Source organism: Hymenobacter psychrophilus (genome assembly GCF_900107135.1).
In the GTDB taxonomy this organism is placed as follows: Bacteria; Bacteroidota; Bacteroidia; order Cytophagales; family Hymenobacteraceae; genus Hymenobacter; species Hymenobacter psychrophilus.
In genome coordinates this window covers 406,369-425,959 of sequence record NZ_FNOV01000002.1, presented here as the reverse complement: position 1 = coordinate 425,959, position 19,591 = coordinate 406,369, and the positions used below count along the sequence as shown (strand labels likewise).

The following is a 19,591-nucleotide window of genomic DNA, read 5'->3' as shown; positions in this document are numbered from 1 at the left end:
TTACAGCCGCCGAATCTGGGCTCCCAGTGCAATCAGGCGCTGGTCGATGTGCTGGTAGCCGCGGTCGATCTGCTCCACATTCTCAATCACGCTGCGGCCCTCGGCCGAAAGAGCGGCAATGAGCAGGGCCACACCGGCCCGGATGTCGGGCGAGGTCATGGTGATGCCGTGTAGGCGTTTCTGGTGGTTGAGGCCGATAACGGTGGCCCGGTGCGGGTCGCAGAGAATCACCTGGGCGCCCATGTCGATGAGCTTATCGACGAAGAACAGGCGCGACTCGAACATCTTCTGATGAATGAGTACCGTGCCCTTGGCCTGGGTAGCCACTACCAGCACAATGCTGAGCAAATCGGGCGTGAAGCCAGGCCAGGTGTGGTCGGAAATGGTGAGGATGCTGCCGTCGAGGTAGGTGTCAATCTCGTAGTGCTGCTGGGCCGGAATGTAAATATCGTCACCTCGAAATTCCAGCTTGATGCCCAGCTTACGGAATGTGTCGGGGATAAGGCCCAACTCGGCAATCTGACAATCCTTGATGGTGATTTCGGAGCCCGTCATGGCGGCCAGGCCGATAAACGAGCCGATTTCAATCATGTCGGGTAGCATGCGGTGCTCGGTGCCACCGAGCTGCTCCACGCCTTCAACAGTAAGCAGGTTGGAGCCGATACCGTTGATTTTCGCGCCCATGCGTACCAGCATTTTGCACAGTTGCTGCAAATATGGTTCGCAGGCGGCGTTGTAAATGGTGGTGGTGCCCTTCGCCAGCACCGCGGCCATTACGATGTTGGCCGTGCCTGTTACCGAGGCCTCATCCAGCATCATGTAGGCACCGGTCAGGCCGTCTTCAGCCTTAATGCGGTAGAAGTCTTTGCCCTCGAGCGTGAGCTTGCCACCCAGTTTTTCAAGGCCCAGAAAATGCGTGTCCATTGGCCGGCGTCCGATTTTGTCGCCGCCGGGCTTGGGCAACTGGCAGCGCCCGAAGCGGGCCAGCATGGGCCCCAGAATCATCACCGACCCCCGCAAGGCCCCGGCCTGGGCCACGAACTCGGGCGTGTCGAGGTAGGCCAGGTTCACGTTGTTGGCTTGGAACAGGTAAGAGTCCGAACTCAGCTTGCCCACTTTCACGCCTAAATCGCGGAGCAGCTCAATGAGCTTGTTCACGTCGCGGATGTCGGGCACGTTGCTGATGGTGACCGGCTCGCTGGTCAGCAGCACGGCGCACAGAATCTGCAGGGCTTCGTTTTTTGCGCCCTGAGGCATAATTTCACCATGCAGCGGCTTACCGCCAATTACTTCAAAAGAGGCCATGTGTTGAGCTATTAGCTGACAGCTGACAGCTGCTAGCTGTTAGCTTGATGTTCGGTATTGAATGGGGCGGATCCAAGCACTGAAAAGCTATTAGCTAACAGCTGTCAGCCAATAGCTCCGCAAAACTCTACTGCGGGGGCTGCTGGGGCTCTTGGCGGTTTTTGCGGCCGCCACGGCGCTGCTTGTCGCGCCGGTTGCCGCCACTGTTACTGCCACCACCACCACTACGGCGGTTGCCGCTGCCGTCGCGTTCCTGGCGGGGCTGAGGCACGATGAATGACGCTGTCCGGCCACCGGTGCTGGCAAACTCGAACAGATTCTCGGCCTGCACACAGTCAGCATCCAGGTTTAACTCGCCGCCCGATAGCTCGCGCAGGTGCTTGATGATGGTGAGGTCCTTGGCATTCTCCTTGTTGTGGGAGCGGTACAGGAACTTCATCGTGCGGCCGATGATAATGGCCGCCTGCTCGCGTTCGGTGGCGTCTTCCAGCGTCAGGGCCTGGGCCACGAGCTGCTCTATGGCTTGCCCATAGGCCCGGAACTTAGGGCCTTTGGCCGGATAAGCGAGGCGCTTGGGCGGCCCCAGGTTCACTTGGGCAGCCAGTGTGAAAGGCGCATCCACGTCCAGCTCGCCGTCGGCCATTTCGAAGATGTGGTTCCAGACCGTAGCTTGGCTGTCGGGCTGGTCGCGCAGCGCGGGCTGCAGGCGGAAGATGAGTTGCACGATCTGCTGGGCCCGGCGGGTCCGCTCGTCGCGGTCCTCAATGCCGGCCAACTGCTGCACGAGCTGGAAGGTGCTCTGGCCGTATTCGCGCTGGAGCAACTCGTGCTTATGAAGGGAGGGAAGGGTCATGAAAATGGTATGCGAAAGATCAAATATACGCCAAACGCGCCCTGCGGGCAGTGCCTTCAGCACAGAAGCCGGTCGGGCAAGGTTTGGCAGAGGCAGCGTAGGCGGCTGTTGCCGCGCTACGTTTGCCTAAAGTAACGCAAAGGAGCGCAAGAAGGCCGGAATCAGCTTAATGCACCCGTAGCTTGGCGAAGCTCAGGAGCAGCGTTTTTTCGCCCACTTCCTCGAACTGAATAATGGCTTTGGTGGAACCTTGCACGGTTTCGAGGCTGGTGACTTTACCGAAGCCAAACTTGGGATGCTCCACGCGCTGGCCGGCTTCCAGCTTGCTGGTGTCGGAGGGCACAAAGTCGGCGGGGGCCACGTACTTGGTCGCAACGGTCTTGCGGGGCGGAGGCGGCACCAGGTTCGAGCGGCGCTCAAACACATGGCCGAACGGCGACTCGCCCGGCCCGGCCCGGTCGGGTCCGGGGCCCGAAGAAAACTTGAAGTCGACGTATTTGGGGTCGATTTCATCCAGAAAGCGGCTTTTCTCGCAGCTGCGCAAATTGCCCCACTGGTAGCGCGAAGTGGCGTAGCTGAGCGTGAGCTTCTTCTCGGCCCGCGTGATGGCCACGTAGAACAGCCGGCGCTCCTCCTCCAAATCGGCCCGCGAGGTAATCATCATCTGGCTCGGAAACAGGTTTTCTTCCAGGCCCACGATATACACGTTACGAAACTCCAGGCCCTTGGCCGAGTGAATGGTCATCATCGTTACCTGCTCGCCCTCCTGCGCCGCATCCTTGAGGTCCGAATCCGTCACCAGGGCTATATCCTGCAGGAAGGAGCCGAGCGTTTTGTCCTCGCGCTCGGGGTCTTCCACGAAGGCCTTGATGCCGTTGAGTAGTTCCTGGATGTTCTCGTAGCGGCTCAGCCCCTCGATGCTTTTGTCGGAATACAGCTCCTCAATCATACCCGAGTTCTTGGCAATGAACTTGGCCGCCTCAAACGCATCTTCCTTGGCCGCTACGGTGGTATAGGCCTTTATTTTCTCTGAAAAATCGACAATCGGGTTGGCCGTGCGGGTGGGCAGGAACTTGTCGGCGTTGCTGACGACTTCCCAGATGGTGTGGTTGGCTTCCTCGGCCGCATTGATGAGCTTGGCCAGCGTCGTGTCGCCGATGCCGCGCTTGGGGTAGTTGATAACCCGGCGCAGCGCCTGCTCGTCGTTGGGGTTCACCGTGAGGCGCAAATAGGCCACCAAATCCTTGATTTCCTTGCGCTGGTAGAAGCTCAGGCCGCCCACGATTTTGTACTTGATGCCGAGCTTGCGCAACGACTCTTCCATCGCCCGGCTCTGGGCGTTGGTGCGGTACAGAATGGCAAAGTTGTCATAGGACAGATGCTGGTTCATCTTGTCCTCGTAGATGCTCTGGGCCACCAGTTTGCCTTCCTCGTTGTCGGAGGAGGCCTTAAACACCTCAATCAGCGGGCCTTCCTCATTGTCGGAAAACACGTCTTTGCGCAGCTGGGCCTGGTTGTTTTTGATAACCGAGTTGGCCGCCTTCACGATGTTCTGGGTCGAGCGGTAGTTCTGCTCCAGCTTGAACACCTGCAGTTCGGGGTAGTCCTTCTCGAAATTGAGAATGTTCTGAATATCAGCGCCCCGGAAGGCATAAATGCTCTGCGCGTCGTCGCCCACCACGCAGATGTTGCGCTCCTTGGCCGCCAGCTTGCGGGCAATCAGGTACTGCGAGTAGTTGGTGTCCTGGTACTCGTCGACCATCACGTACCGGAACATGTTCTGGTACTTGTTGAGCACGTCGGGGTGGTCCTTGAACAGCACGTTGGTCTGGTAGAGCAAATCGTCGAAGTCCATGGCCCCGGCCTTGAAGCAGCGGTTGGCGTACTGCTGGTAAATCACGCCCAGCTTGGGCCGCATGGCCGCCTCATCGTCCTGCTTGATAACCGGGTCGTTGAGGTACTGCTGCACCGAAATCAGCTTGTTTTTGGCCCCCGAAATCCGGCTCAGCACCATGTTGGGCTTGTACATCTTGTCGTCCAGCTCCAGCTCCTTCAGAATCTGGCCAATCAGCGTTTTGGAGTCCTGGGTGTCGTAGATAGTGAACGAGCGGGGGTAGCCGATTTTATCGGCTTCGGAGCGCAAAATGCGGGCAAACACGCTGTGAAACGTGCCCATCCACAGGTTCTTGGCCTCCGGACCCACGACCTTCTCGATGCGGGCGCGCATCTCCTTGGCGGCTTTGTTGGTGAAGGTGAGGGCCAGGATATTGAACGGGTTGACCTGCTGTTCGAGCAGATTAGCGATGCGGTAGGTGAGCACCCGGGTTTTGCCCGAGCCGGCGCCGGCAATAATCATGCAGGGGCCTTCAATCTGCATCACGGCAGCGGCCTGCGAGGGGTTCAGTAGAGCGTGATAATCGAGTCCCATATTCGGTAGTCAGCAGCGGAAAACTAAGCCGGTTGGCTTGTTAGCAAAGGTAAGGCTTTCGGGCGGGGGATGGAAACGGGCGCAGCTAGGTTTTCTCGCAGAGGAGCGCGCGAAGGTTAAAGCAAGTCCTCCCTTTATCTTCGTTTATCCCTCTGCGGACCTCTGCGAGAAAACCCAGCCATATCTTCGCGCCATGAGCACCTCCGCCCGCACCCCGTTTCCGCTGTCCATCCTGTGCCTGTCCGATAGCTGGGGCGGGCTGGAGCTGAACACGGCCCGTTTTGCGGGCTGGATGCAGGCGCGGGGCTGGCCGGTGCAGGTTATCACCCGCGCCGGCTCGCCGCTGGCCGCCCGCGCCGCCGAGTTGGGCGCCACCGTGGCAACGCTCGAAAACCCCTGGAAAGCTCTCGACCTGCCGGCGGCCGGCCGGCTGGCCGCCGTGCTGCGGACCTTCGGAACGCGGGCCCTGCTCATCAGCCGCAACGGCGACTTGGGCCTGGCCGTGCTTTGTAAGCGGCTGTATCTGCCGAAGCTGCCGCTGGTGTATCAGCAGCACATGCAGCTGGGTCTGGCCAAGCGCGGCTTGGTACATACGTTGCGCTACCGGGCCTTAGCGGCCTGGCTGGCCCCGCTGCCCGGCCTGGCCCAACAGGTGCTGGAGAAAACCCGGCTGGCACCCTCAACGCTGCACGTAGTACCGCTGGGCGTGGAGCTGGAGAAATTCGCCGACGAGCAGCTGACCACCGTCGAAGCCCGCCGCCGCCTGAATCTGGCGCTACCCAAAGATGCCGTGCTATTGGGTCTCATCGGCCGCCTCGACGACGGCAAGGGCCAGGATTTCGTGGTGGAAGCTCTGGCGGAGCTACGCCAACAGTTTCCGCAGCTGCACCTGCTGCTGGTAGGGGAGCCGACGCGCAACGAGGGCAATACCTACGCCGACGCGCTGCAAACCCGTATTCAGGCGCTGGGCCTGGCCGAGGTGGTACACCTGCGCGGCTTCACGCCCCAGCCCGAAGTAGCCTACCGCGCCCTCGACGTTTCCATCACGGCCTCTACCAACGAAACCTACGGCATGGTGACCATTGAGGCGCTGGCAGCCGGCCGGCCCGTGCTGGGCGCGGCGGCGGGCGGCACCCGCGAGCTGCTCGACGACAACCGCACTGGGCTGCTGTTCGAGCTACGCGACCACGCCTCCTTCGCAGCGGCAGTGGCGCGGTTGCTTCAGGAGCCGGGCCTGATGGAGCGCCTGGGCCGGCAGGGGCAGCAGGAGGCCCTGGCCACGTATTCGCACCACCGCCAATGCGAGCTAACCGAACAGATTCTCTGGGCGGTGGCATAATTGGGGGTATCTTTGCAGCGAGAAAACAACCAGATGATTCAGATTCAGCACACACTTATTTCCGACGACGTTCGGGACAACTTCTTCGTCTGCAACCTCGAAGCCTGCAAGGGCGCGTGTTGCGTAGAGGGCGACCTGGGCGCGCCCCTGGAGCCCGAGGAGCTCGACATCCTCAATCAGGAATACGAGAACATCAAGCCCTTCCTCACCGATGCCGGCCGCGCCGCCATCGAGCAGCAGGGCCGCTACATCAAGGACTGGGAGGGCGACTTCAGCACCACCACCATCAACGACCGGGAGTGCGCCTACGCCCTCTATGACGAGCGGGGCATCCTCAAGTGCGGCATCGAGCAGGCCTACCTGGCCGGAGCCACCAGCTTCAAAAAGCCCATCAGCTGCCACCTGTACCCCATCCGCATCACCAAATACGACGGCTTCGAGGCCCTCAACTACGACCGGTGGACCATCTGCTCGCCCGCCTGCTCGTTCGGCGCCAGCCTGGGCGTGCGCATCTACCAGTTCCTCAAGGAGCCCCTGATTCGCAAGTATGGCGAGGGTTGGTACGGCGAGCTGGTAGCGGAAATTGAGCAGGGCGGTGAAACGGCCGCAGGATAGGCTGTAGCTGAATTCGCTCCAACGCAAACCGGGCTGCCTCACGCAAGTGAAGCAGCCCGGTTTTTTACTGCGCTAAGCAGCTGTGTCAATTACTGCAGCTGCGAGAAGTCGAACGAGTCTTCCAGGAACTTAGTGGTGAAGTCGCCGGCTTTGAACTTCTCGTTGTCCATCAGGGCCAGGTGGAAGGGGATGGTCGTTTTCACGCCTTCCACCACGAATTCGCTCAGGGCGCGCTTCATTTTCACGATGGCCTCCTCGCGGGTCTGGGCCACGGTGATGAGCTTGGCAATCATCGAGTCGTAGTTGGGCGGAATCTGGTAGCCCGCATACACGTGGGTATCCACCCGCACGCCGTGGCCGCCCGGAATGTGCAGGGTCGTGATTTTGCCTGGCGAAGGCCGGAAGTTGTTGGCCGGGTCTTCGGCGTTGATGCGGCACTCCATGGCGTGCAGCTGCGGGTAGTAGTTGGCGCCCGAAATCGGGATGCCGGCCGCCACCTTGATCTGCTCCTTGATCAGGTCGTAGTTCACCACTTCCTCCGTCACGGGATGCTCCACCTGAATGCGGGTGTTCATCTCCATGAAGTAGAAGTCGCGGTTTTTGTCGACCAGAAACTCGATGGTGCCTACGCCCTCGTAGCCGATGGCCGATGCGCCGGCTACCGCCGCCGCGCCCATCCGCTCGCGCAAATCGTCGGTCATGAAAGGGGAGGGGGCCTCCTCTACCAGCTTCTGGTGGCGGCGCTGAATCGAGCAGTCGCGCTCCGAAAGGTGGCAGACGTGGCCGAACTGGTCGCCGCACACCTGAATTTCGATGTGGCGGGGCTCCACCACAAACTTTTCCAGGTACATGCCGTCGTTGCCGAAAGCGGCCTTCGACTCGGTGCGGGCATCGTTCCAGGCCTTCTCAAACTCGTCTTCCGAGTTGATGATGCGCATGCCACGCCCACCACCGCCGGCCGTGGCCTTGATGATGACCGGGTACTTGATTTCGGCGGCAATCTGCTTGCCCTGCTCCACCGACTCTAGCAAACCCACCGAGCCGGGCACTACGGGCACACCGGCGGCAATCATGGTGGCTTTGGCCGACGCTTTGTCGCCCATGCGGTTGATCATATCGGGCGAGGCGCCGATGAACTTGATGCCGTTCTCGTGGCATACGCGCGAGAATTCGGCGTTTTCGCTCAGAAAGCCGTAGCCCGGGTGGATAGCGTCGGCGTTGGTGATTTCGGCGGCCGCAATCAGCGTCGGAATACTCAGGTAGCTCTGGGCCGAGGGCGGCGGCCCAATGCACACGGCCTCGTCGGCGAAGCGCACGTGCAGGCTCTCCTTGTCGGCAGTCGAGTACACGGCCACCGTTTTGATGCCCATTTCCTTGCAGGTCCGAATCACGCGCAGCGCAATTTCGCCCCGGTTAGCAATCAGTATTTTTTTGAACACAGCGCTGAAGTAGATGTGAGAACTAAGAGCTTAGAACTTAGAAATGAGGCGGCGCGGAGCCCCTCCATACTCTAAGCTCTAAGCTCTGTCTTCTAAGTTCTGAAATTATACCGCTTCAATCAGGAACAGCGGCTGGTCGTACTCTACAGGCGTGGCGTTTTCTACCAAGGCCTTCACGATGCGGCCCGACTGCTCGGCTTCGATTTCGTTGAAGAGCTTCATGGCCTCAATGATGCAGATAACCTGGCCTTTCTCCACCATATCGCCTACCTGCACGAAGGCCGGCGTTTCGGGGCTGCTGCTTCGGTAGAACGTGCCAATCATGGGCGACTTCAGGGGCGTGGCGCTGCTGGCGGCGGGGGCTTCGGCGGCGGCCGGTGCGGCGGCAGCCGGAGCCGCCTGGGCGGCCGGGGCCGGTGCGGCAGCAGTAGCGGCCGGAGCCGGAGCAGCGCCGGCCATCGTCACGATTTTAGTGTTGGGGTCGCGCTGCACTGAAATCTTGAAGTCTTCGGTTTCGATGTTGACCTTGTTGAGGCCCGATTTGGCGATGAAATCAATGAGGTCCTGAAGTTCTTGGGCTTTCATGGGCTTGGTGGGAAGAGGGCGTATCCGGGGAAATTAACGGGCTCGGCGGCTTACTTAACCCGCTCGACGTAGCTGTAGTCGGCGGTTTTAATCCGAATCTTGGTATCCGTATCAACGAACAGCGGCACCTGAATGCGGGCGCCCGTTTCGACGGTGGCGGGCTTGAGCGTGTTGGTGGCCGTATCACCTTTCAGGCCGGGCTCGGTGTAGGTGACTACCAGCTCCACGGTGGTCGGCAGCTCGGCCGTGAGGGGCTGCTCGGTTTCGGCGTGGAACAGAATGCCTACTTCCTGGCCTTCCTTCATCAAATCGGCGAAGGGCACCATGGCTTCGGGCAGCACCACCTGCTCAAAGGTAGCATTGTCCATGAACGTGAAGCCGTAGTCGTCCTTAAACAGGTACTGGTGGGGGCGCTGCTCCACGCGGGCCGTTTCTACTTTCACACCTGCATTGAAGGTGTTGTCGAGGGTGCGGCCGGATTTGATATTGCGCATTTTGGTGCGCACAAATGCCGGGCCCTTACCGGGCTTCACGTGCTGAAATTCGGTGATGACGTGCAGCTCGTTGTTGTAGTTGATTACGAGCCCGTTGCGGAAATCTGCGGTGGTGGCCATTCGTTTTTTAATTAGTAATTAAGAATTAGTAATTAATAATTGAAACATAAGATATCAAGATTAACCGTCGATGCTCAGCAAAAAACATGTTTGAGCGGCAAATTCTTAATTCTTAATTATCAATTACTAATTGCGCGAAGCGCCATCGTACGCCCATTTAAGGTAGAGCGCGCCCCAGGTAAAGCCGCCTCCAAAGGCCGCAATAATGAGGTTGTCGCCCTTGCGCAGCTGCTGTTCGTAGTCGGAGAGGCAGAGCGGGATGGTGCCGTTGGTCGTGTTGCCGTAGCGGTGGATGTTGAGCATTACCTTTTCGGGGCCAATGCCCACGCGGTGGGCCGTGGCATCGATGATGCGCTTGTTGGCTTGGTGCGGCACCAGCCAGTCGATGGTATCGGGGGTGAGGCCGTTGCGCTCCGATACCTGGGCTGCGACATCGGCCATGTTTTTGACGGCAAACTTAAACACGGCCGCGCCTTCCTGATGCACATAATGCTCGCGGTTGGCTACGGTTTCGGCCGAAGGCGGACGGCGCGAGCCACCGGCTTTCTGGTGCAGGTACTGCTCGCCGTTGCCGTCGGAGTGCAGTTCCTGGTCGAGCAGGCCCAGGCCCTCGTGGTTGGGTTCGAGCAGCACCGCGCCGGCGCCGTCGCCGAAAATAATGCAGGTCGAGCGGTCGGTATAATCCACGATGCTCGACATTTTATCGGCGCCCACTATCACCACCTTTTTGTAGGTGCCGGTGGCAATAAACTGCGCCCCGGTGGCCAGCGCATACATAAAGCCCGAGCAGGCCGCCTGCATATCGAAGCTAAAGGCCTTGGTAGCGCCCACTGCCGCCGAAATGATGTTGGCCGTGGCCGGAAACACCAGGTCGGGCGTGGTGGTGGCGCAGATGATGAGGTCGATGTCGACGGCGGCCACACCGGTTTTAGCCAGCAGGTTTTCTACCGCTTTCACGCCCATCACCGAGGTGCCTTGGCCTTCGCCCTTCAGAATATGCCGCTCCTTGATACCCGTACGGCTCAAAATCCATTCGTCGGTCGTGTCGACCAGGCCTTCGAGTTCCTGGTTGGTGAGCACGTAATCGGGCACATAGGCACCCACCCCGGAAATGGCGGCGGTAATCTTCATGAGTGGAGCGAAGGAACAAAAGAAGCGGCCCGCAAAAAGTCCGGTCCCCGTTATGGAAACCGGACGAAAGCCGAAATCAGGACTTGAAAGTAGCTTTAATTTGGTCGGCAATGCCGGCATGGGCCATCTGGTAGCCCTGCAGCAGCATATTGCAGATGGCAGTGGGCGTGCTTACGCCGTGCCCGATGATGGCATTGCCGTTGATGCCCAGAATGGGCGAGCCGCCCACGGCTTCGTAGTTGAACTGGTCGAAGAACGGGTCTTTGAAGTTGCGCTCAGTCAGGGCGTCGTACACCGACTCGGCCATTTTCAGCAGCACGTTGCCCGTAAAACCGTCGCAGATAATTACGTCGGCTTTCTCGTTGAACAGGTCGCGGCCCTCGATATTGCCGATGAAGTTGAGGTGCGGATTGACTTTGAGCAGCTGGTGCGCGGCCTGGGTAACGGCCGTGCCTTTGCCCTCTTCCTCCCCCAGATTCATCAGTCCTACCTTCGGCTGCCCGATGCCCAGTACATATTGCGCGTACAAGGAACCCAGCTCACCGAACTGCTCCAGCATTTCGGGCTTGCAGTCGGCATTAGCACCCACATCGAGCATGATGCAGGTACCGCCGTGCAGCTTGGGAACGAAGTTGGCAATGGCCGGCCGCAGCACGCCGGGCACAGCCTTTACGCTGAACATGGCCCCCACCAGCATAGCGCCGGTGTTGCCGGCCGAGCAGAATGCCTCCACCTCGCGGGCGGCCAGCAGGCGGTAGCCCACGGCAATGCTCGAATCCTGCTTGTGCTGGTAGGCTTTGGCCGGATGCTCGCCCATCTCAATGATTTGGGAAGCGGGAACCAGCGTGAGGCTTTCGGCGGCGGCGCCGTGCGCGGCCAGCAACGGCCGCACGGCTTCCTCCTGACCAATAAGCACAATCTGTGCCTTGCCCGCCAGCTGCTGAGCGGCCAGCACGGCCCCATCGACGGCGGCCTGGGGAGCGAAATCGCCCCCCATTGCGTCCAGAGCTATCTTCATGAAAGAAAAGTCAAGAGGGTCGGGATGTTGGTTGAGCAGTTAGCCAATAGCTGCTAGCCGTTAGCTTCTGTTTTTCTGACAAGAGCTAACAGCTAACAGCTACCAGCTATCAGCTACAAAAGAAGGCTATTCGTCGTCGCTATCGAGCGGAGCGGCGGCGGCAACGGGAGCATAGTCCTTGATGGCAACTTTGCCGTTCAGGTACAGGTCGCCGTCTACTACATAGGCCTTGTGGCGCAGGTGCAGCTCGCCGGTGTTGGCGCAGAGGGTTACGGCTTTGGGGGTGAGCTTGTAGTGGCTACGACGTCTGTCGCGGGCGGCGGAGGAGGTCCGGCGTTTAGGATGAGCCATGAGAAGAAAACAGTGAAAAAATGAAAAAAGTAAAAATGAAAACTCGGGCAGGCGCAGGGCCTAATTGAGGTTGCGCAGCGCGTTCCAGCGCGGGTCCTCGTCATCGTCGTCGTCGGCAGCTTCGCCGCGGGTCGTGAAGATGAGCTTGGTTTTGGCGTCGGGCTCGTCGTCGGGCTCGTTCTGGAAGCGGGGGTGCAGCTTCTTCATCGGCAGGGCCAGGCCCACGAAATCGAACAGGTGCTGAGCCAGCGGCAGCGTCTGGGCATCGGGCGTGATTTGCAGCACATTGTCGTCGAGCTCCTTGTTCTCGTCGCCAAAGCGCACCAGCAGCTGCTCGTGCGCTTTAATGTCCTGGTCGTAATCGTCGAGGCTCCGGTCGCATACCTGGCGCACGGTGCCGTTCAGGTCGAAATCAACCGTGATGAGGCGCTCGGTTTTGTGCAGCGTTACATCCACATGCACGTTGCCATCCGGAATCAGCTCCTGGTCGAACTGCTCGAAAAAGGCCCGGTCGAGGTCAAACTCGAAGTGGTGGGTTTTATCGGCCAGCCGGGCTATGTTGATGGTAGTGGGCGAATCCTTTTTCACGGGAGGTAGTGGCAAGGGGGCAAAAGTAGGCACTTTTGCCCGGTATGTTAGTCGTATAGCGGGGGTAGGGTGGGGTCAGGCGTTTTTCAGAATGAAATCCGACGGAATGCCCAGCCGCTCGTACAGGCGCTTGGCCAGATCGAGCGTTACGCGGCGCTTGCCGCTAAGTATCTGCGAGAGGCGACTGGCGGGCACTTCGAGCAGTTCGGCCAGCTCCTTCTGCTTGAGGCGCATCTGCTGACGCTTAAGCTCAATCATCTCGGCCAGCGAGGTGGGCAGGTTCGGAATCGGCAGCAACCCCAACTTGCCCTCGTAAATATCAAGCGCCGCAATAAGGGTGCGGAACTCGATTTCCAGCGCCTCATTACCTTCCACGCCGGCGGCCGCCAGCGCATCGAGGCGGCGCAGGGCAGTACGGTAGTCAAGGGGGGTTTGAAGGAGCATAGAACCAGTGGCAAGCAAAACGCCGGAGCCTAGTGGTTCCGGCGTTTCTGCTGCAAAGGTAAAACGCAATTCCGAATCCGCAAACAAACTTTCATATTTGGAAAGAAAGTTTCGGTTTGGGAGATTAGCCAGACCAGGGGGAAATGCCCGTTTTCCTGCTCACTTACACCTACTCCCGGCGGCCGCCGCGCGGGGCCGGACCGGGTACCAGGGGCACAATTTCGGCCTGCGCTTTCCGGTAGTTTACCAGCTCGCAGGCCAAGTACAGGGCCTCCCGGAAGGAGGTTTCGTCGGCTTTGAACTGGCCGGCGAGGCCGTAGGCGGTGCCATGGTCGGGGGAGGTGCGAATGACGGATAGGCCGGCCGTGTAGTTGACGCCCCGCTCGAAGGCCAGGGTTTTAAACGGAATCAGGCCCTGGTCGTGGTAAAGCGAGAGGGTGGCGTCGAACTGCTTGTACTGGCCGGTGCCGAAGTAGCCATCGGCAGGGTAGGGGCCGAACACCAGGTGGCCGCCGTGCAGCAGCTGCTGGATTACGGGCGTTACTACGGCGGCTTCCTCGGTGCCGAGCAGGCCGTTTTCGCCGGCGTGGGGGTTGAGACCCAGCACCGCCACCCGGGGCTTCTCGACGCCGAAATCGTTTTTGAGCGAGGCCAGCAGAATCCGGAGCTTGGTGGTGAGCAGCTCTTTGGTGAGGCGCGCGGGCACATCCTTGAGCGGAATATGGCCCGTGGCCGTCGCCACCCGCAGCTCGTCGGCCACGAGCAGCATCAGGCTCTCTTTGGCCCCGAAGAAGCTGGTCAGGAACTCGGTGTGGCCGGGAAAGCGGAAGTCGTCGGCCTGGGTATTTTCCTTGCTGATGGGCGCCGTGACGAGGCCGTCGAGCAGGCCGGCTTTCAGGTCGCGGGCGGCGGCGAGCAAACTCTGGCGGGCGGCCGCGCCGCTGGCCGTGCTGGGCTGGCCGGGCGTGAGCTGTACGTCGTCATCTTCCCAGCAGCTCACGGCGTTGTGCTTGCCGGGGGCAATATCGGCCGCCTCGCGTACCTGCCGGAACCGGAGCGGCTCGTGGTTAGGATCGGTGGGGAAGTCGTCGAAGAGTACGGCGGCCGTGCCGTACACTACCGGCGTGCAGAACTTGAGCAGGCGCGGATCGAGGAACGTTTTATAGATGACCTCGGGCCCGATACCGGCCAGGTCACCGACGGAAATACCAATTCGTGGGAGCATTCGGTTGATGTGGTGATTGTTCGGTGTGCTGATATGCTGAGCGAAGGTGGAACTGAGTGAAGGCGGAACAGAAACAAGAACGTCATGCTGAGCGGAGCCGAAGCATCTCTACCGCTTCTTTGCAGTAGTAAGCTCCAACGAAGCGGTAGAGATGCTTCGACTGCGCTCAGCATGACGTTCTTTGCCTGTCCTTCACGCTCACGCCCGGTTCTTCAGGTACTCATATGTCAACCTGACCGCCGTGCCGGTGCCGCCTTTGCCGCGGTACGAGTCGGGGGCGGTGAGGAAGGCGGGGCCGGCAATATCGAAGTGGACCCAGGGGTAGCCCTCGGCGTAGCGCTCCAGAAACTTACCGGCCGAAATGGCACCCGCCTCGGCTTTGCCCAGGTTGGTCATGTCGGCAATGGGGCTCTTGATGTGGTCGGCGTACTCATCCCAGAGGGGAAACTCCACCAGCCGCTCGTGCGTGACGTTGCCGGCCTTCTTCAGGTCGGCCATCACGTCCTCGTCGGCGGTGCCCATGTACACGATGCCCTCAATGCCGATGGCGCGGGCCGCCGAGCCGGTGAGCGTGGCGTAGTCCATCACCAGCTCGGGGTTGTACTTTTTGGCGAAGGCCAGTGCGTCGGCCAGAATCAGGCGGCCTTCGGCGTCGGTGTTGAGCACTTCCACGCTCAGGCCGCTGTACATCGTAATCACGTCGCCGGGGGCTAGGGCGGGGCCGCCGGGGCGGTTGTCGGTGGCCGGCACCAGCCCGATTACGTGCAGTGGAACCTTGTTTTTGGCCAGGGCCGTGAGCACGCCCACCACTACGGCCGCGCCGCCCATGTCGCACTTCATCATGTCCATGCTGTTGGGCGTGGGCTTGAGGCTGAGTCCGCCGGTGTCGAATACCACGCCCTTGCCTACCAGCACAATCGGCTTGGCGTTGGTGGCGCCGGCCGGCTTGTACTCCATAATGCTGAAGGTAGGCGGCTCGGGGCTGCCCTGATTCACGGCCAGTAGGCCGCCCATGCGCAGGGCCTCAATGCGCACCAAGTCCAGCACTTCCACCTCGAAACCAGCTTCCTCGCCGGCCTTCTCGAACTGATGCGCCAGCTGGGTGGCATTGAGGTGGCTGTAAGGGCGGTTCACCAGGTCGCGGGCCAGGTACACGCCCTGTAGCACGCCCTCCAGCTCGGCCACCTTCTGCGCCGACAAATCGGGGCCGACCAGCGTGAGCCGCTGCAGGGTGGGGGCTTGCTTGGATTTCTCGTCGGTTTTGTAGCCCGCGAACTGGTAGGCGGTCAGGGCCAGGCCTTCGGCCAGGGCCAGCGAGGCGCCAGCGGGCGTGAGGTTGCAGATGAACAGCTCCTCCACCTTATCGGCCTTGAGGCGGGCGTGCAGCTGGTGGCCGGCTTTGCGCAGCGCCTCCAGGCCTAGGGCGGGCGTTTTCTTGTCCTCAGCTACAATATAATAATGATGATGGCTGTACTGGTTGACAACTACCAGCTTCTCATCGGCGGCCAATTGGGCGGCTACGTAGCTACGGGCGGCTTCGGGCAGGTCGGCGGCGGCCGTTACGGGCAGCTCGGTGGTGCCGGCAGGCAGGATGAAGACCGTGCTGGCAATGGCGGGAAAATCGGCGGCGTAGGCGAGGGTCAGGGACATGGGCGGGAAAGAACTGGAATGAAGCACCGGCCGAAACGACCGGCCGCGGCGTATCTTTGGCCGTGAAGGTAGGAAGTTTAGGAGTTTAAGGATTGAAAGAACGTCATGCTGAGCGGAGCCGGAGGCGAAGTCGAAGCATCTCTACCGCTTCGTTGCCAAACCAACCCCGACGTCAGGATTAGCATTGCGGTAGAGATGCTTCGACTTCGCCTCCGGCTCCGCTCAGCATGACGTTCTTTCCTCCTCCAGCATCCTCCCAACCACACCACCTGCTCCTCCGCCCCTCACCACGCCCAAATGGATTTCGTTAAAGCCAAAAAGCACCTCGGTCAGCACTTTCTCAACGACCCTAACATTGCCCGCAACATCGTGGAGGCCTTGCGCCTGCCCGATGGCGTGCAGCACGTGCTAGAAATCGGGCCGGGCATGGGTGTGCTGACCCAGACGCTGCTGTTGCACCCGGAGTACGAAACGGCCGTGGTGGAAATCGACCGCGACTCGGTAGCCTACTTGCAGAAGCACTACCCCGCCCTCGAAGACCGAATTTACTCCCAGGACTTCCTGAAAATGGACCTCACGGCGCTCTACGGCGAGCAGCCGTTGAGCATCATCGGCAACTTTCCTTACAACATCAGCACCCAGATTTACTTCCAGATTCTGGCCCACCGCCAGCAGGTGCGCGAAAGCGTGGGCATGCTGCAGAAGGAAGTAGCCGACCGCCTGGCCACCGGCCCGGGCTCGAAAACCTACGGCATCCTGAGCGTGCTGCTGCAGGCGTTCTATACCATTGAGTACCTGTTCACGGTGCCGCCGCACGTGTTCAGCCCGCCGCCCAAAGTGCAGTCGGCCGTTATTCGCCTCACCCGCAACGATACTGAGCAACTGGCCTGCGACGAGAAGCTGTTCTTCCGCGTCGTGAAACAGGCTTTCCAGACCCGCCGCAAAACCCTGCGCAACGCCCTCAAACCCTTCGGCATGCCCCCCGAAACTACCGCCGATGCCGTGTTCGACCTGCGGGCCGAGCAGCTCAGCGTGGCTGATTTCGTGGACCTGACCAACCGCGTGGCGGCAAATAAAAGCGAGTAACGCTACCAGCACGGTGTAGGGGCGCAACTAAGCCCCGCCCCTACATCGTTTTTATTTCTTCGCCTTGAAGTTCTGCATTGAGTAGATGAGGCCCAGCGTTAGGCCCTGGCTGTACTGTACGGCGGTATCCTGGTCGTAATCGTACAGTAAAATGCCGGTCAGGGCCACATTCACGTAGCGGTTAACTTTGGCCGTGAGGCTGGCGTCGAGGCGGTGGTCGATGCGGCGCAGGGCAAAGTCGGAGCCGTAGTTGGCGAACAGCAGGTAGCGGGCCTTCAGGTTCATGTTAGTAGCAATATCCTTGTCGAACTCGGCCAGAATTTGGGCAGCCAGCACCTCAAAACGGGTGGAGCGGCCCAGTTTGACGCCGTAGGGCGTTTCGCCCAGCGCCGCCACAAACCGCTCGGGGCGGCTCACCACCGTCAGGCGCGGGGCGAAGGGCGAGAGGCGCAGCTTGAAGTAGCTGGTGGGGTGATACTCGAAGCCGTAGGCCGCCGTGAGGAAGGCCGGCGCGAAGGTCGAGGACACGAGCTGCGCCCGTTGCCGGCCGTTGGCATCGTCGGAGTACTTATAGCCGGGCGCAAACTGCGTGAGCAGATTCAGCGACACGAACATGTCCCACTTGGGGCTCATTGCCCGGCCGTACTTGGTGTCCAGGTAAATCCGGTCGAGGCTTTTGCGGTAGCCCTGGCCCTTGTTCGAAACGAAGGCATAAAGCAAGTCGGCCTGATTGTCCCAGCTATGAATCCCCTGCTGGTAATCGGCTTTGGCGTTGATGGAGGCATTCAGGCCCAGCGAGCTGACGCCGCCGCCGCGCCAGTTGGACGAGAGCAGGCCCTGCTGAAAATTAAGCGTCGAGGTGAAGCTTTTCTTCCAGGCCGAGTCGGGCACCACGGCAGCATCAGGCGCCGTTTGGGCCGCTGCCTGCAAAGCGGCGCAGGCTGCCAGTACGAGGAGCAAGACCAGAATAAAGACGTGTTTCATAAGGGCTGGGTTAAGCAATAAAGCCAGTGGCGGCGGGCTAAAGGTATTAAATGATCGAATGGGCAATAGGTGAAAAAGAGAGGAGCCCGCGCGAAATCCGACGGCCTCCTGATGCGTGGATATGCGGTAGTTCAGGCCCGCTTCGGCGGCTGGTTGGGTCAGATAGCAATACCTTCGCCCAACCGTTTGCCAGTCGCCATTTATACCCGAAAAAGATGTCCCTCTGTCTCATCATCGACGACATGCACCCCAGCCTGCCCGAGTACCTGGAGCCGCTGGGCCTGACGCTGCACTACCGCCCCAACCTAACGGCCGCCGAAGTGCCCGCTGCCCTGGCCGCCCACCCCTACGCGGGGCTGGTGGTGCGCTCGAAGCTGCACGTAACGCGCGAGCTGCTGGCCCACGGCCCGCACCTGCGCTACGTGTGCCGCGCCGGGGCAGGGGTCGATAATATTGATGAGGCCGCCATAGCCGAGGCGGGCGTGGCTCTGCTTAATGCTCCCGAAGGCAACCGCGACGCGGTGGGCGAATACGCTATCGGGCTGCTGTTGGCGCTGTTCCGGCATATTCCGCGGGCCGATGCCGAGGTGAAGGCCGGACAGTGGCACCGGGAGGCCAACCGGGGCGAGGAAATCGGGGGCAAAACCATTGGCCTGCTGGGCTACGGGCACATGGGCCGGGCGTTTGCCCGCCGCCTCAGCGCCTTCGGCTGCACCGTGCTGGCCCACGACCACGACCCCGCCTGCCCGCCCGACGCGTCCGCCACGCTGGTTTCGCGGGCCGAGCTCCAGGCCCGGACGGAAGTACTGAGCCTGCACATTCCTTACTCGGCGGCCAACCACCACTTCGTGAACGAGGAATTTCTGGCCGGCTTCGTGAATCCCATCTGGCTGCTGAACACGGCCCGCGGTGAAGTGCTCGACCACGCCGCCCTGGTGCAGCGCCTGCGCACCGGCCAGGTGCGCGGCGCGGCCCTCGATGTGCTGGAGAACGAGAAGCTCACCGCCCTCACGCCCGAGCAACAGGCCCGTTTCGATTACCTGCGCACGGCGCCCAACGTGGTGCTCGCGCCCCACATCGGCGGCTGGACTTTCCAGAGCTACGAGCGTATAAATGCCGTGCTGGCCCGTAAGCTGGGGGTATTTTTGGCCCGGTGAGGGGACAAGAGGGTGTAGAGGAGGAAAGGCGCGTCATTCAGCGCGAAGCGAAGAATCTTACTCGAAACCGCTGCAATATATAACCCAACAGCAGCCCGCATCATTCTTCGCTACGTGCCGAACGACGCTCACTCCATCACCCGATTACCCTTTCGCCGATTTTCGTATATTTGCCAGCACCTACCAGGGGGAGAACGGCCAGCGACGCTGGCCGTTCTCCTTATTTTTTTGAGCTAATCCCACCCATGTCATGTCAACCATCAACTACTATACGCCCGAAGGCCTTCAGAAGCTCAAAACGGAACTGCAGGACCTTAAAATCCGGGGCCGGGCCAAGGCCGCCGACGACCTGCGCGAGGCCCGCGACAAAGGCGACCTGAGCGAAAACGCCGAGTACGACGCCGCCAAGGACGCCCAAGGCCTGCTGGAGCTGAAAATTTCCAAGCTGGAAGAAGTACTGGGCAACGCCCGCCTGCTCGACGAAACCAACCTCGACCTGAGCAAAGTGCTTATTATGAGCAAGGTGAAGCTCAAAAACCTCAAGAACAGCATGGTTCTCGACTACACGCTGGTAGCCGAGGAAGAAGCCAACCTAGCCACCGGTAAAATCTCCGTTAAGTCGCCCATCGGCCGGGGCCTGCTGGGCAAATCGGTAGGCGACACGGCCGAAATTACGGTGCCGGCCGGCAAGCTACAGTTCCAGATACTCGAAATCAGCCGTTAAGGTGAGGTGGTGAAATGGTGAGTTGACGTACCGGCGACCTGGCGGCGCAAGTAGC

General features: G+C 60.5%; 19 protein-coding genes. 5 read left to right on the top strand and 14 right to left on the bottom strand.

The window, feature by feature from the left end:
- The 3 genes from murA to BLW21_RS04270 form a co-directional block, all read right to left on the bottom strand.
- Positions 1-1,305 carry a UDP-N-acetylglucosamine 1-carboxyvinyltransferase gene (gene murA / locus BLW21_RS04280; protein ID WP_092738205.1) on the bottom strand — a complete coding sequence of 435 codons (1,305 nt, stop codon included), beginning with the start codon at positions 1,303-1,305 and terminating at the stop codon, positions 1-3.
- Positions 1,306-1,432: 127 nt separating this feature from the next.
- On the bottom strand, positions 1,433-2,158 hold the full coding sequence (locus BLW21_RS04275) for a DUF4290 domain-containing protein (RefSeq protein ID WP_092738204.1): 726 nt from the start codon (positions 2,156-2,158) through the stop codon (positions 1,433-1,435).
- A gap of 166 nt (positions 2,159-2,324) precedes the next feature.
- A complete protein-coding gene (locus BLW21_RS04270) occupies positions 2,325-4,586 on the bottom strand; it encodes an ATP-dependent helicase (protein ID WP_092738203.1) in 2,262 nt (753 codons plus the stop codon).
- A gap of 193 nt (positions 4,587-4,779) precedes the next feature.
- Here BLW21_RS04270 and BLW21_RS04265 point away from each other — a divergent pair, with 193 nt between their 5' ends.
- On the top strand, positions 4,780-5,925 hold the full coding sequence (locus tag BLW21_RS04265; protein WP_092738202.1) for a glycosyltransferase family 4 protein: 1,146 nt from the start codon (positions 4,780-4,782) through the stop codon (positions 5,923-5,925).
- A 33-nt stretch (positions 5,926-5,958) separates the two neighbouring features.
- Complete coding sequence (locus BLW21_RS04260) at positions 5,959-6,540, top strand: DUF3109 family protein (protein WP_092738201.1); 582 nt, start codon at positions 5,959-5,961, stop codon at positions 6,538-6,540.
- 89 nt (positions 6,541-6,629) lie between these two features.
- Here BLW21_RS04260 and accC read toward each other — a convergent pair whose 3' ends face one another.
- The 10 genes from accC to BLW21_RS04210 form a co-directional block, all read right to left on the bottom strand.
- Positions 6,630-7,979, bottom strand: coding sequence for an acetyl-CoA carboxylase biotin carboxylase subunit (accC, locus tag BLW21_RS04255; RefSeq protein ID WP_092738200.1), 1,350 nt, complete (start codon positions 7,977-7,979; stop codon positions 6,630-6,632).
- A gap of 105 nt (positions 7,980-8,084) precedes the next feature.
- Entirely contained in the window at positions 8,085-8,564 is a 480-nt protein-coding gene (gene accB, locus BLW21_RS04250) for an acetyl-CoA carboxylase biotin carboxyl carrier protein (protein ID WP_092738199.1), read from the bottom strand.
- A 50-nt stretch (positions 8,565-8,614) separates the two neighbouring features.
- Positions 8,615-9,178 (bottom strand): elongation factor P, encoded by a 564-nt coding sequence (gene efp, locus BLW21_RS04245; RefSeq protein WP_092738198.1) that lies wholly within the window; start codon positions 9,176-9,178, stop codon positions 8,615-8,617.
- A 126-nt stretch (positions 9,179-9,304) separates the two neighbouring features.
- Positions 9,305-10,309: a beta-ketoacyl-ACP synthase III gene (locus BLW21_RS04240; protein ID WP_092738197.1), complete on the bottom strand. Its 1,005-nt coding sequence runs from the start codon at positions 10,307-10,309 to the stop codon at positions 9,305-9,307.
- A 76-nt stretch (positions 10,310-10,385) separates the two neighbouring features.
- The gene (gene plsX / locus BLW21_RS04235; protein WP_092738196.1) at positions 10,386-11,327 is read right to left on the bottom strand and encodes a phosphate acyltransferase PlsX; all 942 of its coding nucleotides are present in this window, start codon (positions 11,325-11,327) and stop codon (positions 10,386-10,388) included.
- A gap of 126 nt (positions 11,328-11,453) precedes the next feature.
- Positions 11,454-11,678 (bottom strand): 50S ribosomal protein L32, encoded by a 225-nt coding sequence (gene rpmF / locus BLW21_RS04230; protein WP_092738195.1) that lies wholly within the window; start codon positions 11,676-11,678, stop codon positions 11,454-11,456.
- Between the two features lie 60 nt (positions 11,679-11,738).
- A complete protein-coding gene (locus BLW21_RS04225) occupies positions 11,739-12,281 on the bottom strand; it encodes a YceD family protein (RefSeq protein ID WP_245711805.1) in 543 nt (180 codons plus the stop codon).
- A gap of 60 nt (positions 12,282-12,341) precedes the next feature.
- Positions 12,342-12,710 (bottom strand): helix-turn-helix domain-containing protein, encoded by a 369-nt coding sequence (locus BLW21_RS04220; protein ID WP_092738193.1) that lies wholly within the window; start codon positions 12,708-12,710, stop codon positions 12,342-12,344.
- 169 nt (positions 12,711-12,879) lie between these two features.
- Positions 12,880-13,935: a 4-hydroxythreonine-4-phosphate dehydrogenase PdxA gene (gene pdxA, locus BLW21_RS04215; protein WP_092738192.1), complete on the bottom strand. Its 1,056-nt coding sequence runs from the start codon at positions 13,933-13,935 to the stop codon at positions 12,880-12,882.
- Positions 13,936-14,133: 198 nt separating this feature from the next.
- Positions 14,134-15,585, bottom strand: coding sequence for a leucyl aminopeptidase family protein (locus BLW21_RS04210; RefSeq protein ID WP_092738191.1), 1,452 nt, complete (start codon positions 15,583-15,585; stop codon positions 14,134-14,136).
- A gap of 297 nt (positions 15,586-15,882) precedes the next feature.
- On the opposite strand from BLW21_RS04210, the gene rsmA reads away from it, so the two are divergent.
- A complete protein-coding gene (gene rsmA, locus BLW21_RS04205; RefSeq protein ID WP_092738190.1) occupies positions 15,883-16,671 on the top strand; it encodes a 16S rRNA (adenine(1518)-N(6)/adenine(1519)-N(6))-dimethyltransferase RsmA in 789 nt (262 codons plus the stop codon).
- A 51-nt stretch (positions 16,672-16,722) separates the two neighbouring features.
- On the opposite strand, the gene BLW21_RS04200 is transcribed toward rsmA, so the two are convergent.
- Positions 16,723-17,655 (bottom strand): DUF3078 domain-containing protein, encoded by a 933-nt coding sequence (locus BLW21_RS04200; protein WP_092738189.1) that lies wholly within the window; start codon positions 17,653-17,655, stop codon positions 16,723-16,725.
- A gap of 215 nt (positions 17,656-17,870) precedes the next feature.
- On the opposite strand from BLW21_RS04200, the gene BLW21_RS04195 reads away from it, so the two are divergent.
- Together BLW21_RS04195 and greA are read left to right on the top strand one after the other, a co-directional pair.
- Positions 17,871-18,812 (top strand): NAD(P)-dependent oxidoreductase, encoded by a 942-nt coding sequence (locus BLW21_RS04195; RefSeq protein WP_092738188.1) that lies wholly within the window; start codon positions 17,871-17,873, stop codon positions 18,810-18,812.
- Between the two features lie 250 nt (positions 18,813-19,062).
- Positions 19,063-19,536: a transcription elongation factor GreA gene (greA, locus tag BLW21_RS04190; protein WP_092738187.1), complete on the top strand. Its 474-nt coding sequence runs from the start codon at positions 19,063-19,065 to the stop codon at positions 19,534-19,536.
- Positions 19,537-19,591: the final 55 nt, after the last annotated feature.

Coding starts and splice junctions, on each gene's coding strand:
- pdxA (WP_092738192.1), bottom strand. CDS start 13,935: ATGCTCCCACGAATTGGTATTTCCGTCGGTGACCTGGCCGGTATCGGG.
- BLW21_RS04275 (WP_092738204.1), bottom strand. CDS start 2,158: ATGACCCTTCCCTCCCTTCATAAGCACGAGTTGCTCCAGCGCGAATAC.
- greA (WP_092738187.1), top strand. CDS start 19,063: ATGTCAACCATCAACTACTATACGCCCGAAGGCCTTCAGAAGCTCAAA.
- BLW21_RS04265 (WP_092738202.1), top strand. CDS start 4,780: ATGAGCACCTCCGCCCGCACCCCGTTTCCGCTGTCCATCCTGTGCCTG.
- BLW21_RS04210 (WP_092738191.1), bottom strand. CDS start 15,585: ATGTCCCTGACCCTCGCCTACGCCGCCGATTTTCCCGCCATTGCCAGC.
- rsmA (WP_092738190.1), top strand. CDS start 15,883: ATGGATTTCGTTAAAGCCAAAAAGCACCTCGGTCAGCACTTTCTCAAC.
- BLW21_RS04260 (WP_092738201.1), top strand. CDS start 5,959: ATGATTCAGATTCAGCACACACTTATTTCCGACGACGTTCGGGACAAC.
- efp (WP_092738198.1), bottom strand. CDS start 9,178: ATGGCCACCACCGCAGATTTCCGCAACGGGCTCGTAATCAACTACAAC.
- BLW21_RS04220 (WP_092738193.1), bottom strand. CDS start 12,710: ATGCTCCTTCAAACCCCCCTTGACTACCGTACTGCCCTGCGCCGCCTC.
- murA (WP_092738205.1), bottom strand. CDS start 1,305: ATGGCCTCTTTTGAAGTAATTGGCGGTAAGCCGCTGCATGGTGAAATT.
- BLW21_RS04270 (WP_092738203.1), bottom strand. CDS start 4,586: ATGGGACTCGATTATCACGCTCTACTGAACCCCTCGCAGGCCGCTGCC.
- BLW21_RS04240 (WP_092738197.1), bottom strand. CDS start 10,309: ATGAAGATTACCGCCGCCATTTCCGGGGTGGGTGCCTATGTGCCCGAT.
- BLW21_RS04195 (WP_092738188.1), top strand. CDS start 17,871: ATGTCCCTCTGTCTCATCATCGACGACATGCACCCCAGCCTGCCCGAG.
- BLW21_RS04200 (WP_092738189.1), bottom strand. CDS start 17,655: ATGAAACACGTCTTTATTCTGGTCTTGCTCCTCGTACTGGCAGCCTGC.
- plsX (WP_092738196.1), bottom strand. CDS start 11,327: ATGAAGATAGCTCTGGACGCAATGGGGGGCGATTTCGCTCCCCAGGCC.
- accB (WP_092738199.1), bottom strand. CDS start 8,564: ATGAAAGCCCAAGAACTTCAGGACCTCATTGATTTCATCGCCAAATCG.
- rpmF (WP_092738195.1), bottom strand. CDS start 11,678: ATGGCTCATCCTAAACGCCGGACCTCCTCCGCCGCCCGCGACAGACGT.